Genomic DNA, 14,073 nt, shown 5'->3' with positions numbered 1-14,073 from the left:
ACATGCCGGAATTACCCGAAGTAGAAACCACCCGGCGCGGTATCTCACCGCACCTGGTGGGCCAGCGCGTCAGCCGAGTGGTGGTGCGTGACCGGCGCTTGCGCTGGCCAATCCCTGAAGACCTCGATGTACGCTTGTCGGGGCAGCGCATCATCAGTGTGGAGCGGCGCGCGAAGTACCTGTTGATCAATGCCGAGGTCGGCACCCTGATCAGCCACTTAGGCATGTCGGGCAACCTGCGACTGGTCGAGTTGGGCTTGCCGGCGGCCAAGCACGAGCACGTCGACATCGAGCTGGAGTCGGGGTTGATGCTGCGTTACACCGACCCACGCCGCTTTGGCGCGATGCTGTGGAGCCTGGACCCGCTGAACCACGAACTGCTGCTGCGCTTGGGCCCGGAGCCGTTAACCGATCTGTTCGATGGCGAACGGCTGTTCCAGCTGTCGCGTGGGCGGTCGATGGCGGTCAAGCCGTTCATCATGGACAACGCGATAGTGGTGGGGGTGGGCAACATCTACGCTACCGAGGCGTTATTCGCCGCGGGTATCGACCCGCGGCGCGAAGCGGGCGGGATTTCCCGGGCGCGCTACCTTAAGCTGGCAATCGAGATCAAGCGGGTGTTGGCCGCGGCGATCGAGCAGGGTGGAACCACACTGCGCGACTTTATCGGTGGCGACGGGCAGCCGGGGTACTTCCAGCAGGAATTGTTCGTCTATGGGCGCGGTGGGCAGCCGTGCAAGGTGTGCGGCACGGAGTTGCGCGAGGTGAAACTGGGGCAGAGGGCCAGCGTGTTCTGCCCACGCTGCCAGCGCTAAACCTTTCAGGCGAGTACGCTCCCCTGTAGGAGCGCAGGCCTGTGGGTTCAGGCCTTGCCGGTAATCCGACGGTACTTGGCCATCAGCTGTTCTTCGGTTTCCGGGTGCGCTTCATCCAACGGAATGCAGTCGACCGGGCAGACTTGCTGGCATTGCGGCTCGTCGTAATGGCCCACGCACTGGGTGCACAGGTTAGGGTCGATCACGTAGATCTCTTCGCCTTGGGAGATGGCCTCGTTCGGGCACTCGGGTTCGCAGACGTCGCAGTTGATGCAATCGTCGGTGATGATCAGGGACATGGGGACTCCGGCCGGGGCTCAGCGCCCGGGCATGTTCAACGCAGTGGGCACAATTGTGCCGCATTCGCGCCCGCAGTGCACGCGGGCGCGACAATCAGGCGTCAGGCTTACTTCCTGAAGCGTTCGGTCAGCGCGTCAGCCACCACCGGGTGGACAAATTTGCTGATATCACCACCCAGTGCGGCAATTTCCCGGACCAAGGTCGAGGAAATGAACGAATAACGTTCTGACGGCGTCAGGAACAGGCTCTCGACATCGGGTGCCAGTTGCCGGTTCATGTTCGCCAGCTGGAACTCGTACTCGAAGTCGGACACCGCACGTAGGCCGCGCAGGAAGACGTTGGCGCCCTGTTCCTTGGCGAAATGCGCCAACAGCGAAGAGAAGCCGATGACTTCGACATTGGGCAGGTGCTTGGTGACCTCACGGGCTAGCGCCACCCGTTGCTCCAGTGGGAACAGTGGGTTCTTCTTGGGGCTGGCCGCCACCGCGATGATCACGTGATCGAACAGCCGCGAGGCGCGCTCGACCAGATCGCCATGGCCTTTGGTAATGGGGTCGAAAGTACCCGGGTACAACACTCGGTTCATCGCGTCATCCTGGCTGGAGTGCGTTGGGGAGTCGGATGGTAGCGCAGCGACGGCGCCTCGGCCAAGTCATGCGGCCGGCTGATGGCACTATAGACAGGCGGTGTATTCGTTGTCATGCGCTGTGTGCCAGGCGGGCGACCCGCGCTTCGCGGAGCGTGGCGCTGATGTGCAGGGGTCGGCCGTTAGCGGATAAACAGCTTGAAGACCAGGCGCTGCAAGGCTTTGCCATAAGGCGGGTAGATCAGCCGTGCGGCGTTGAAGCGCTGCTTGGCCAGCACGGCCTTGGTTTTGCTGAAGGTCAGGAACCCGTCATGGCCATGGTAATGGCCCATGCCGGAGGGGCCGATGCCGCCAAATGGCAAGTCATCTTGGGCCACGTGCAGCAGGGTGTCGTTCAAGCACACACCGCCGGAGTGGGTGTGGCGCAGCACCTGCTCCTGGCCGGCGCGGTCATAGCCGAAGTAATACAGCGCCAGCGGGCGAGGGCGCTGGTTGATGTAGGCCAGCGCTTGGTCGAGGCTGTCGTAGGGCACCAGCGGCAGCAGCGGGCCGAAAATTTCGTCCTGCATCACCTGCATGCTGTCGTTGACCCCCAGCAGCAAATGCGGCGGCAGCCGGCGCCCTTGGCGGGCTTCGCTGGGGTACAAGTCGAGCACCTGCGCACCTTTGTCGCGGGCGTCATCCAGTAGGTGCTGCAAACGCTGTAGCTGGCGAAGGTTGATGATGGCGGTGTAGTCGGGGTTGTCTGCGATGCGCGGGTACAGGCGGTGCACGGCGCGCTGGTAGGCGTCGCTGAAGGCCTCCAGGCGCTCGCGTGGCACCAGCACGTAATCGGGGGCGACACAGGTCTGGCCAGCGTTGAGGGCCTTGCCGAAGGCGATGCGCTCGGCGGCGCTGTCCAACGGCACATCGGCCGAGACAATCACCGGTGACTTGCCACCCAGCTCCAGGGTGACTGGGGTCAGGTTTTGCGCTGCGGCCAGCATCACCTGGCGCCCTACGCTGGTGGCGCCGGTGAACAGCAGATGGTCGAAGGGCAGGCGGGCGAAAGCCTGGCCCACTTCGACCTCACCGAGCACCACGCTGACCAGGTCGCTGGGAAACACCCGCTGCAGTAGCTGTTTCAACGCCTGGCCGGTGGCCGGCGTGGCTTCACTGAGTTTGAGCATGACCCGGTTGCCGGCGGCCAGGGCGCAGGTCATCGGGCCGATGGCGAGTAACAGCGGGTAGTTCCACGGCACGATGATGCCGACCACGCCCAACGGTTGATAGTGCACCTGCGCCCGGGCAGGTTGAAAGGCCAGGCCCACGCGGCGCCGGCTGGCGCGCATCCAACGTTGCAGGTGCTGTTCAGCGTGGCGCAGGCCTTGTACCGACGGCAGCAGCTCGGCCAGCAGGGTCTCGTCGGCGCTGCGCCCGGCAAAGTCTTGGCTGATCGCTTCGGTCAGTTCAGCCTGGCCGTCCAGTAAGGCTTGGCGCAGGCTTTTCAGCCACTGGCGCCGCTGCGCCGCCGGTGGCAGCGGGTTACCGGCAAAAGCCTGGCGCTGGGTAGCGAACGTCGCCGCCAGGTCGGTGTCGGATTGCACAGGAGGCAAGGCAGTGGGCGAGTTCATGGCGGCTTCGATCCAGGCAGGAAGTCCCTAGAGCCTATACTCTAATTTGTCCCGTGGTACGGATTTTTCCGCGCTATCGAGCGGTGCATTCCACCACCGATACGCCGTAAGATGACCCTTTGATGAAAGCCCGCAGACTGGGAGCTGAGCATGGCCCCGCGCATGAAGACCCGAGAGCGCATCGTGCAGAACAGCCTGGAGCTGTTCAACCAGCAGGGCGAACGCAGCGTCAGTACCAACCACATTGCCGCGCACATGGAAATATCGCCCGGCAATTTGTATTACCACTTTCCCAACAAGCAGGCGATCATCGCCCTGTTGTTCAGCCAGTACGAAGAGCTGGTGGACAGCTTTTTGCGCCCGCCGCAAGGCCGCACGGCGACCGTGGAGGACAAGCGTTTCTACCTGAAGGCCTTGCTGGCAGCGATGTGGAACTACCGTTTCCTGCACCGCGACCTGGAGCATTTGCTGGACAGCGACCTGGAGCTGGCCGCCCGATACCGGCGCTTTTCCGAGCGCTGCCTGCGCCAGGGCCAGGCGATCTACCGCGGCTTCGTCGAGGCAGGGATTCTGGCCATGGGGCCGGCGCAGATCGAATCGCTGACCATCAACGCCTGGATCGTGCTGACGTCCTGGGTACGTTTTCTCAGCACCACGCGAGAACATTCCGCGCACCTGGGTGAAGAAGCCTTCAAGCGCGGCGTCTACCAAGTACTGGTGCTGGAGCTTGGCTTTGTCACCGACAACGCTCGCAATGCCGTGGACGCCCTGTGCCAGGAATTCCATGTACCGTTCAACCAGGCTCTGGAGCAGTAGCCCAGGGCCCTAGCGCCATCGATCAGGAGATTGTCATGCCCCTTGCGCAATTGATCACCCCGCAGCAGTTGGCCGAGCGTCTGGGCTCGCCCAAGTTGGTGATCCTCGACTGCCGCTTTGCCCTCGAGGATGTGGACTATGGCCAACGCAGCTATGCCCAGGGGCATATCGCCGGGGCGCATTTTGCCGACCTGGAGCGCGACCTCAGCGGGCCGGTGAGCAAGGGGCGCACCGGGCGCCATCCACTGCCCGATGCCCAGCGTTTGGTTGAACGCTTGCGTGACTGGGGCGTGGACGATGACAGCGAGGTGGTGCTGTATGACGACGGCCCCGGCGCCTTTGCCGCCCGTGCCTGGTGGCTGCTGGCCTGGCTGGGCAAGCGCAGCGGTGTGGCGATCCTCGACGGCGGCCTGAAGGCCTGGCATGCAGCGCGCCTGCCGTTGAGCCTGGACCCGCCGCTAAAGCGTGAAGGCACCTTCAACGGTGCGCCGGACGGCAAACTGGTAATCGATGCCGAACACCTGGGTAAGCGCCTGGGTGCCACGGACCTGACGTTGATCGATGCGCGCGCCTTGCCGCGTTTCCGTGGCGAAATGGAGCCGATCGACCCTGTGGCAGGGCATATTCCGGGGGCCCAGTGCGCGGCGTTTACCGATAACCTAGGGGCTGATGGACGCTTCTTGCCGGTGCAGCAGCTCAAGCAGCGCTTTGCCGAAAAGCTGGCCGGGCGGGCGCCGGAGCAGTTGGTTTCTTATTGCGGGTCTGGGGTGACCGCTTGCCATAATCTGTTCGCCTTGGCACTGGCGGGGTACCCGCTGGGCAAGCTGTATGCCGGATCGTGGAGTGAATGGATCAACGATCCCGCTCATGGTGTAGCCACTGGCGAGTAAGTAGGCCGGGACTGCCAATGAAAGCTACGGCTTTTATTGGCCTTCGACCAACCACTGCGGAATCCGCCGCTCCAGGTAATACCCCGGGTTGCGCAGGCTGCCATCGACAAAGCCCACATGGCCACCCCGGCTGTGCAGTTCAAAGCGGGTCTGCCTTGCCAGTTCGCGCGCCGTTGGCAGGCTGTGGCTGGAAACGAACGGGTCATCGCTGGAGTGGATGATCAGCGTCGGCGTACGGTTCTGGCCCAGGAAGAAATGGCTCGATGAGCGGCGATAGTAGTCGTGCGCGTCGCGAAAGCCGTTTAGCGGTGCAGTGACCTTGCCATCGAAATCCCAGAACGTGCGCAGGTTGCTCAGTGGCCCCAGCCGCTCCAGTATCGCCAGCCGCTCATGTTGCCCGTGGTCGTGGAAGTGCCGTTGCTTGAGCTGCACATAGGTCAGCATCTCGCGCATGAAGTGCGCCTGGTACACCTTCGAAAAGCCCCGGGCGATGCGGTCGGCGCAGTGGTCCAGGCGAAACGGCACCGACACCGCAACTGCCGCCTGCAGTTGGCTGGCAACACCACTTTCGCCCAGGTATTTCAGCAGTACATTGCCGCCCAGCGAGTAGCCCACCGCGTACAACGGTGCCAGCGGGCGCTGGGCGCGCAGGTGGTTGACGATTTCGGCCAGGTCTTCGCTGGCGCCGGAATGGTAGCTACGTGGCAACAGGTTGGGTTCGCCCGAGCAACCGCGCCAGTTCACCGCCACGCTGGCCCAGCCGCGGCCTTGCAGTGCTTGCTGCAAACCTTTGACGTAAGGCGAGTGAGAGGACCCGGTCAAGCCGTGCAATACCAGCACCAGAGGCGCATGCGGCTGGTGCGGGCCATGCCAGTCCAGGTCGATGAAGTCGCCATCGGCCAGCCACAGCCGCTCGCGGTTGCGCGGCAGCTCCGGCAGCTTGCGCCACAGTGGTCCCCACAAGGTTTGCAGGTGGGGGTTGGTCAGGCCGATGGCCGGGCGGAATGTGGCGCTGGGGCTTGGCATGCTGGGTGGCTCGTGATGTGCCTGCCTAGAGTGCCATGAAACAGCGCCACTGTACCTGCGCTATTGGTCGGTAGCCGGCAGCGGCTGTTGCTCGGCGCGCGGGCCGACACTGACGAGCACCTTGTCATCCAACTTGAGCCGGCGCTGCATCACCGCGCGGATATCTGCTGGTGTCAGCCTGCCAATGCGCTCGATGTAGGTGTTCAAATGGTCGGCGGGTTGGTGTTGATGACTGATCACCGTGAGCAAGTCTGCGAGGCTTTTGTTCTGTGCAACGCCGCGCAGCAATTGCCCTGCCAGTCGTTTGCGTGCCAGCTGCAACTCGGCCTGGGTCGGGCCCTGGTCGATGAAGTCTCGTAGCAAGGCCTCTACCAACGCCTGCGTACCTTGGACATGCGCTGGCTCGATCTCCCACTCGATGGTGAACAAGCCGCCGGCCCTCATGGCCGATGCGCGGCTGTAGATGCCGTAGGTCAGGCCACGACGTTGGCGCAGCTCCATCATCAAGCGGGATTCGAGGCCTACGCCCAATACCTCGCTGGCCAGCACCATTGCGAGGTACTCCGGGTCATTGGCAGGTACGTTCATGGGCAGTGCCAGTACCACAGCACTGCTGGCACCGGCCTGTTCGACGTTGACCGTTGCAGTGGCTGCGCTCGGGACCGCGGGCAGGTCTATGGCGGACCAGCCTTGCGGCAGGGCCTGGCTGATCCGTTGCACGATAACTTGCGCATCGGTGAGGGAGAGGTCCCCCACCAGCACCATTTCCAGGTTGCTGGCGGAATAGGCGCGTTGGTGAAATGCCCGCAGGTTGTCAGGGGTGACGGTTTCTATGCCTTGAGCTGTGCTACCCAGTGGGTTGCCATAGGGATGGCCTTTGAACAAATGACGGAAGACTTCACTTCGCGCTCTCAACGTGGGCAGGCGTTCGCGTGCGGCGTCGTGTTGCAGTAGCTGGCGTTTTATTCGGTCCAGGGCAGGCTGGGGGAAGGCCGGGTGCGCCACGAGGTCGGTAAACAGCGCCAGGGCAGGATCGAGTATGGCTTTCGTGCTTACACTGCGCAGGCTCAGCGCCGCATGCTCCAGGCGAATCTGCTTCCCCATGATCGCGCCCAGGCGCTCCAGGTACTCGGCTTGCTGGGCAGCGGTGTAACGCTGGCTGCCCTCATCGAGCATGTACAGCGTCAAGGCTGCCAGGCCGGGCTGGGCTGTGTCCTGAGTGGTGCCTGCGCTGAACCGCAATATCACATCGACCAATGGCAGCCCACGGGCTTCGACGAATTTCACGTTAGTCCCCGCGTCCGTTGTCCAGGCCTGCACCTCTATCTGAACGGACTCGAGCTGGTCCAAGTCCAGCCCTTGAGCTGAAACCAGGCCACCGTAAATGTTGTTGGGGGCGGCAGGCTGCTGTTCGGCCGAAATCGAGTCATTCATCAACGCTCTCCTTGTGGTGCATGAAGGTGATGGCTACGCGGGACTCGATCAGGAAGTCCAAAGCAGCCTGGCCGACCTGTTCGGCTGTCACGGCTTCGATGGCTTGCCGCTCGTCCTCCAACGCTATGGGGTCCAGGCCACAGGCGGCCTGCTTGCCGATCGCCTGGGCTTGTTGTGCGATGTCATCTCTTTCGTACAGCTGCCTGGCCAGCAGGCGCGCCTTGGCGCGCTGAAGGTCTGGTTTGGTGGGCGCGGACTGGCGGAACGCTTCGATTTCCTGCAATAGCCGTTCGGCGGCCACCTCGGGTGTCACTTGGGGGCTGCAGAAGGCGTAGAGCGTCAGCAGGCTGTCACCGCGTTGCCAGGGTTCATAAGTAGACCTCAGGCCTTGCAGGATTGGGTCGTCCAGAACCAGCCGACGCTGCAGCGTGCTGGCGGTCCCGTCGGCAAGGATTTCGGGCAGTAGCCTCAGTGCATAGGCTTGGGCCACAGAGGAGGCAGTGCATTGGCTGGGGAGGCTGAAACTGATGATTACGCCCGTATACAGGCCTTGCAGGCGCAAGGTTTGGTTGCGTCTAACGCCCATGGGCGACGTGGGTATTGGTTGCACTGGCAGGCGGTGGGCGGGGATCGCCGCAAAGTGCCGAGCCACGAGTTTTTGCAGGCGTGGCAGCGCCATGTCGCCGGCCACGGCGAGCGTGGCGTTGTTGGGGTGATACCAGGTCTGGTACCAGGTGCGCGCGGCAGCCGCGGTCATATGGGCGAGGTCGGTCTTGTGGCCGATCACTGGAGTGCCATAGCCGCTGTTGCCATAGGCCAACAACTGATGATGTTCCTGGGCCAGTGCCAAGGGGCGGTTGTCAACGTCATCGCGTCGCTCGGCCATCACAACCGCCAGTTCACGGGCAAAAGGCGTATCGCTGAGGGTGGCGCTGGCCATGACGTCGGCCATGGCTTCCAGGGCAACCTCCAGGCGGCTGGCTGGCAATGTCAGCGGAAAGACCGTGGCGTCTGCCAGGGTGAAGGCATTCGGGTCGCCGCCCAGGCGAGTCATGAGGGTCGAATACTGGCCTGGGGCCAATTTGCTGCTGCCTTCGAACAGCAGGTGTTCCAGGGCGTGGGACAGGCCGGTGTGGCCTTCAGGCTCGTAGCTGGCGCCGACGTGATAGCACAGCTGTACGCTGACCAGGGGCGCGCGGTGGTCTTCACGCAGGTAGATGCGCAGGCCATTGTCGAGGGTGAAGGTGTGTAGCCCGTCTGGCGGGGAGGGGTGTTCGGTCATGGTTGAAGTGCTCCTGCAGGAAAAGGAGGAGCAGCTTCAGCCATGGTGCAGGTGGGGTTGCGGTAACTAAGTACGTCAGCCCCAGGTTACCGGGTCAGCCCCGCTGCCAGAGTGCATAGTGCACCTGACCGGTCTTCTTCTCGCGGTGCAGGCGCCAGTTGCCCGGCAACTGCAAGGTCGATGGTGCCGCCTCGCTTTCGGTGTAGACCCAGGCCTGTTCGCGCAGCCACTGGTTCTGCTCCAGCAGGTTGCAGGTGTTGGCCAGCAGGTCCTGATGGAACGGTGGGTCGAGAAACACCACATCGAACTGCTGCTTGGCCGGGCCTTGCAGATAGCGCAGGGCGTCGGTCTGCAGGATTTGCCCACGTGGGCAGCGCAGGATCTCGAGGTTGTTCTTCAAGTTGGCGATGGCGGCGGCGTTGCTGTCCAGTGCCACGGCATCTTCGGCCCCGCGGGACAGCGCTTCGAGCACCAGGGCGCCGCTGCCGGTGAAGGCGTCCAACACGCGGGCACCTTCGATGTAGGGGGCCAGCCAGTTGAATACGGTTTCCCGCACGCGGTCGGGCGTTGGCCGCAGGCCTTCGCCTTCCGGCACCGCCAGGCGACGGCTGCGCCACTCGCCGGCGATGATGCGCAGGTGGCCCTGGCCCTTGCTTTGGCCCGGTTGCGGGCGGGCAGGTGGGGTGGATCTTGGCATTAGTGCTCCGGTACCCCGAGCGGTTGCTCGGAGGGCTTGTCAGTGGGGGCTGGCAGCGGTTTTTGCGGCACTTTCGGGCCAACGGTGACGATCACCAGTTTATCGGCTGACAGGTGTTTGTTCATGGCGGCCTTGACCTGCTCGACGGTGAGCGCCTGGGACTGCTGCATGAAGTCCTCCAGCCAGGTCAGCGGCAGGTTGTAGAAGCCAATGGCGCCCAGTTGGCCGACGATGCTGGCGTTGCTGGCATTGGACAGCGGGAAGCTGCCTGCCAGTTCGCGTTTGGCATCGTCCAGCTCCTGCTGGGTAGGGCCGTCCTTGAGGTAGTCGGTGAGAATGCCCTGCACCAGTTTGAGGGTCCCTTCGCTGAGCTCGGCGCGGGTCTGCAGGTTGATCATGAACGGGCCACGCACCTGCATGGGGCTGAACACCGAGTACACGCCGTAGGTCAGGCCGCGCTTTTCACGCACCTCGCTCATCAGCCGGGTGCCGAATGCACCACCGCCGAGGATCTGGTTGCCCAGTGACAGGGCCGGCCAGTCTGGGTCCTGGCGGTCGATGCCGAGCTCGGCCAACATCAGGTGGGTCTGCTTGGATGGGAAATCGATGTGGGTCATGCCTGCCGTGGCATCATTCGGTTGGGCAGGGGCGGTCAGCGCCGGGCCCTTGGGCAGGCCGGTAGATACCTGTGCGGCAATGGCTTCGGCTTCGGTGCGGCTGAGGTCGCCGACCAGGGCGATGACTGCGTTGCCACCGGTGTAGGCCTTGGCGTGGAAGGCGCGCAGTTGGGCCAAGGTGATGCCATTGATGGTTTCCGCGGTGCCGTCGCTGGGGTGGGCGTAAGGATGGTCACCGTAAAGCTTGCCGAACAGCGCCTTGCCAGCGATTTTGCCGGGGTTTTGCTTTTCGTATTCGAAGCCGGCCAGCATCTGGTTCTTGATGCGTTTGAGGGCGTCTTCGGGGAAGGTCGGCTTGCCGGCCACCTCGGTGAACAGCTTGAGTGCTGGTTCGCGCTTGTCCTTGGCGCTGAGGCTGCGCAGCGAGGCCACGGCCATGTCGCGGTACGAACCATTGCCAAAGTCTGCGCCCAGGCCTTCGAAGCCTTCGGCGATAGCGGTTACGTCTTTGCCAGCCACACCCTCGTTGAGCATGGCGTTGGTCAGGGCCGCGAGGCCTGGCGTACCGCCGTCCTGGCTGCTGCCAGCGGCGAAGGTGACGCGCAGGTCGAACATCGGCAATTCGCGGGCTTCGACGAACAGCACCCGGGCACCTTCGGCGGTGTTCCAGTGCTGGATGTTCAGCTGGCGCCGGCTGGGTGCCTTGCCGTCCAAGTCAGCCAGCGACTGCAGCGTGTTGGCCGGGCGGGCTGCGCTGCTGTCAGCCTTGGTGGCGTTGTCGGCCATGGCCGGGCCGACCAGCACTGCCGCCAGCGCCAGGGCACGGGCGCCGGTGGCCAGCAGGGTTGGGCGTGGTGCGCGGCGATCACTCATGAGCGGACTCCTCGGGCAGTACATGGGCAACGCTCAGGCGTTCGCGGGTGAAGTAGGTGCGCGCGGCGTTCTGGATGTCCTGCGGGGTGACGCGCTTGAGCTCGTCCAGCTCGCTGTCGATCAGCTTCCAGGACAGGCCGACGGTTTCTAGCTGACCGATGGTGGTGGCTTGGCTGCTGATGGAGTCGCGGTCATAGACCAGGCCGGCGATGACCTGGGCGCGTACGCGCTCCAATTCTTCGGCGCTGGGCGGGGTGGTCTTGAGCTCGTCAAGCAGTTGCCAGACGCCTTTCTCGACATCGGCGAGGGTTTTCTGCTTCTGCACGTTCGGCGTGGCCGAGATCAGGAACAGGCTGTCACCACGGGTGAAGGCGTTGTAGCTGGAGGAGGCACCCGCCACCAGCTCCTGGCCGCGCTCCAGGCGGGCCGGCATACGGGCGCTGTAGCCGCCGTCGAGCAGCGCCGAGATCAGGCGCAGGGCGTGCACGGTACGCGGGTCCTTGGCGGTGGCCAGGCCGGGGGCGTTGAAGCCATAGATCAGGCTGGGCAGCTGAGTGCGTACGTGCAGGGTCAACTGGCGTTGCCCCGGTTCGGCCAGCTCCAGTGGCAACTTGGCCGGCGGCACCGCCCGCTTGGGGATGTTGCCGAAGTATTTCTGTGCCAGGCCCTTTACCTCGTCGGCGGTAACGTCGCCGACCACTACCAGGGTGGCGTTGTTGGGGGCATACCAGGACTCGTACCAGTGTCGCAGCTCCTCGACCTTCATGCGTTCCAGGTCGGCCATCCAGCCAATGGTCGGGGTGTGGTAACCGCTGGCCGGGTAGGCCATGGCGCGGAACAGCTCGAAGGCCTTGGAATTGGGCTGGTCGTCGGTGCGCAGGCGGCGTTCTTCCTTGATGACCTCGATCTCGCGGCTGAACTCGTCGGCGGGCAGGCGCAGGCTGGCCAGGCGGTCGGCTTCCAGTTCCAGGGCCACCGGCAGGCGGTCGCGGGCCAGCACCTGGTAATAGGCGGTGTAGTCGTCGCTGGTGAAGGCGTTTTCTTCGGCGCCAATGTCACGCAGGATGCGCGAGGCCTCGCCGGGGCCGACCTTGGCGCTGCCCTTGAACATCATGTGCTCCAGCGCATGGGACAAGCCGGTCTGGCCCGGAGTTTCGTAGCTTGAGCCAACCTTGTACCAGATCTGCGAGACTGCCACCGGGGCGCGATGGTCCTCGCGCACGACCACTTTCAGGCCGTTGTCGAGGATGAACTCGTGGGTGGGTTGCACATCGGCGGCGAAGGCCGCGAGCGGCAGGCACAGCGTGCCAAGCAACAGGCCAGCGGCGCGGCGGGCTAGAGCATTCATACGGTGTTTAACCTGTTCGGCGGCCCGCTGGGTTTAGCGTCGGCGGGCCAGGAGGTGCTAGGATACTGATCCGGTTGCCTGGCGACCATGCCTGTCGCCGTTCTGGCCCACAGGACACTAAGACAAAACGTTGCGCATGAACCAGCCGGCTTCAAGATAGTCTGTTCTGCGTAGAGAGAATTCCCGATGCGCCATAGCTGGCCCATCGCTACCCTGAGATAGCCGTCTTCCATGTTTGGTTCCAACGACGACAAAAAAGCGCCGGCCGAGGCTGGCGAAAAGAAAGGCCTGTTCAGCTGGTTTCGCAAGAAACCGCAGCAACCTGCGGACGCAGGCGTGCCCGCGAATGAAGCCCCCGCTGTCGAGCAACCTGCAGCCGCTCCGGTCGAGGCACCTGCTGCTGAAGCGCCACAGGCCTCTGAGCCCGTTCCGGCTCCGGCAGCCGCATCGCTGGTTGCGCCAAAGCCCGCCGCCGAGCCAGCCCAGTACCCGGTAGTCGAGGCACCCGCGCCTGAGCCGGTTGCGTCCCAGCCGTTGCAGGCCCCTGAGCCCGAGCCGGTCGCTTCTCAGCCGCTAGTGGCACCGGCGCCGCAGCCAGTTGCTTCCGTGCCTTTGCAGGCAGCGCTGGTCGAGGTTGCCCAAGCCGAGGCAGTTCCCGTCGTCGAGCCAGCCGCGCCAGTCAGCAACCTGGTGCTGCCGGTTGCCGAAGAGCCGGTGGCCCTGGTACCGGACCTAGAACCGAAAGCACCGCCGGCAATTCCAGAGCGCCCGGCACCGGCACCTGCTGCACCTATTGCTGCACCCGTCGAAGCTGCACCGGAACCTGCACCCGCGCCGGTTGAGCAGGCCAAGCCCGGCTTCTTCGCCCGCCTTAAGCAGGGCCTGTCCAAGACCAGCGCCAGCATCGGCGAGGGCATGGCCAGCCTGTTCCTGGGCAAGAAGGTCATCGATGACGACCTGCTCGACGAGATCGAGACTCGCTTGCTGACTGCCGACGTCGGCGTGGAAGCTACTTCGACCATCGTCCAGAACCTCACCCAGAAGGTCGCGCGTAAGCAGCTGGCCGACGCCGACGCCCTGTACAAGTCGTTGCAAGAGGAGCTGGCCGCGCTGTTGCGCCCGGTCGAGCAGCCGCTGGTGGTAAAGGCGCAGAACAAGCCCTACGTGATCCTGGTGGTTGGCGTGAACGGCGCCGGCAAAACCACCACTATCGGCAAGCTGGCCAAAAAGCTGCAACTCGAAGGCAAGAAAGTGATGCTGGCTGCCGGTGACACCTTCCGTGCCGCTGCCGTTGAGCAGTTGCAGGTGTGGGGCGAGCGTAACCAGATCCCGGTGATCGCCCAGCACACCGGTGCCGACTCCGCCTCGGTAATCTTCGATGCCGTGCAGGCCGCCAAAGCCCGTGGTGTCGACGTGCTGATCGCCGACACCGCCGGCCGCCTGCACACCAAAGACAACCTGATGGAAGAGCTGAAGAAGGTCCGCCGGGTCATTGGCAAGCTCGACGCCGAAGCGCCGCATGAGGTGCTGCTGGTGCTTGATGCCGGCACCGGCCAGAACGCCATCAGCCAGGCCAAGTACTTCAACCAGAGCGTCGAACTGACCGGCCTGGCCCTGACCAAGCTGGACGGCACCGCCAAGGGCGGGGTGATTTTCGCCCTGGCCAAGCAGTTCAAGCTGCCCATCCGCTTCATCGGTGTCGGTGAAGGCATCGACGACCTGCGCACCTTCGAAGCTGAGCCGTTCGTCAAGGCTCTGTTCGCCGAGCGAGACTGA

At 64.0% G+C, this 14,073-nt stretch carries 13 protein-coding genes; 4 read left to right on the top strand and 9 right to left on the bottom strand.

The window, feature by feature from the left end; genetic code table 11:
• Positions 1-2 precede the first annotated feature (2 nt).
• A complete protein-coding gene (gene mutM, locus DV532_RS23735; RefSeq protein ID WP_056794305.1) occupies positions 3-815 on the top strand; it encodes a bifunctional DNA-formamidopyrimidine glycosylase/DNA-(apurinic or apyrimidinic site) lyase in 813 nt (270 codons plus the stop codon).
• Between the two features lie 47 nt (positions 816-862).
• Here mutM and DV532_RS23730 read toward each other — a convergent pair whose 3' ends face one another.
• The 3 genes from DV532_RS23730 to DV532_RS23720 all read right to left on the bottom strand — a co-directional run bounded on the left by DV532_RS23730 (position 863) and on the right by DV532_RS23720 (position 3,314).
• Complete coding sequence (locus tag DV532_RS23730) at positions 863-1,114, bottom strand: YfhL family 4Fe-4S dicluster ferredoxin (RefSeq protein ID WP_009683359.1); 252 nt, start codon at positions 1,112-1,114, stop codon at positions 863-865.
• A gap of 107 nt (positions 1,115-1,221) precedes the next feature.
• Complete coding sequence (coaD, locus tag DV532_RS23725) at positions 1,222-1,701, bottom strand: pantetheine-phosphate adenylyltransferase (protein WP_056794307.1); 480 nt, start codon at positions 1,699-1,701, stop codon at positions 1,222-1,224.
• A gap of 182 nt (positions 1,702-1,883) precedes the next feature.
• Complete coding sequence (locus DV532_RS23720; RefSeq protein WP_056794309.1) at positions 1,884-3,314, bottom strand: coniferyl aldehyde dehydrogenase; 1,431 nt, start codon at positions 3,312-3,314, stop codon at positions 1,884-1,886.
• Positions 3,315-3,464: 150 nt separating this feature from the next.
• Between DV532_RS23720 and DV532_RS23715 the strand changes: the two genes are divergently transcribed.
• Complete coding sequence (locus DV532_RS23715) at positions 3,465-4,130, top strand: TetR/AcrR family transcriptional regulator (protein WP_056794310.1); 666 nt, start codon at positions 3,465-3,467, stop codon at positions 4,128-4,130.
• 35 nt (positions 4,131-4,165) lie between these two features.
• Positions 4,166-5,020, top strand: coding sequence for a sulfurtransferase (locus DV532_RS23710; protein WP_056794312.1), 855 nt, complete (start codon positions 4,166-4,168; stop codon positions 5,018-5,020).
• Positions 5,021-5,053: 33 nt separating this feature from the next.
• On the opposite strand, the gene DV532_RS23705 is transcribed toward DV532_RS23710, so the two are convergent.
• The 6 genes from DV532_RS23705 to DV532_RS23680 form a co-directional block, all read right to left on the bottom strand.
• Positions 5,054-6,046 carry a hydrolase gene (locus tag DV532_RS23705; RefSeq protein ID WP_056794313.1) on the bottom strand — a complete coding sequence of 331 codons (993 nt, stop codon included), beginning with the start codon at positions 6,044-6,046 and terminating at the stop codon, positions 5,054-5,056.
• Positions 6,047-6,106: 60 nt separating this feature from the next.
• The gene (locus tag DV532_RS23700; RefSeq protein WP_056794315.1) at positions 6,107-7,480 is read right to left on the bottom strand and encodes a pitrilysin family protein; all 1,374 of its coding nucleotides are present in this window, start codon (positions 7,478-7,480) and stop codon (positions 6,107-6,109) included.
• The gene (locus DV532_RS23695; RefSeq protein WP_056794317.1) at positions 7,473-8,762 is read right to left on the bottom strand and encodes a pitrilysin family protein; all 1,290 of its coding nucleotides are present in this window, start codon (positions 8,760-8,762) and stop codon (positions 7,473-7,475) included. The genes DV532_RS23700 and DV532_RS23695 overlap by 8 nt, the downstream gene beginning before the upstream one ends.
• Before the next feature lie 94 nt (positions 8,763-8,856).
• Positions 8,857-9,459: a 16S rRNA (guanine(966)-N(2))-methyltransferase RsmD gene (rsmD, locus tag DV532_RS23690; protein WP_056794318.1), complete on the bottom strand. Its 603-nt coding sequence runs from the start codon at positions 9,457-9,459 to the stop codon at positions 8,857-8,859.
• Positions 9,459-10,949, bottom strand: a complete 1,491-nt coding sequence (locus DV532_RS23685; RefSeq protein ID WP_056794320.1) for a pitrilysin family protein — start codon at positions 10,947-10,949, stop codon at positions 9,459-9,461. Before DV532_RS23685 ends, rsmD begins: the two co-directional genes overlap by 1 nt.
• On the bottom strand, positions 10,942-12,297 hold the full coding sequence (locus tag DV532_RS23680) for a pitrilysin family protein (RefSeq protein WP_056794322.1): 1,356 nt from the start codon (positions 12,295-12,297) through the stop codon (positions 10,942-10,944). Before DV532_RS23680 ends, DV532_RS23685 begins: the two co-directional genes overlap by 8 nt.
• Before the next feature lie 231 nt (positions 12,298-12,528).
• Between DV532_RS23680 and ftsY the strand changes: the two genes are divergently transcribed.
• On the top strand, positions 12,529-14,073 hold the full coding sequence (ftsY, locus tag DV532_RS23670) for a signal recognition particle-docking protein FtsY (protein ID WP_056794326.1): 1,545 nt from the start codon (positions 12,529-12,531) through the stop codon (positions 14,071-14,073).

The sequence above is a fragment of the Pseudomonas sp. Leaf58 genome, assembly GCF_003627215.1.
In the GTDB taxonomy this organism is placed as follows: Bacteria; Pseudomonadota; Gammaproteobacteria; order Pseudomonadales; family Pseudomonadaceae; genus Aquipseudomonas.
This window is presented reverse-complemented; position numbering and strand designations above follow the sequence as displayed.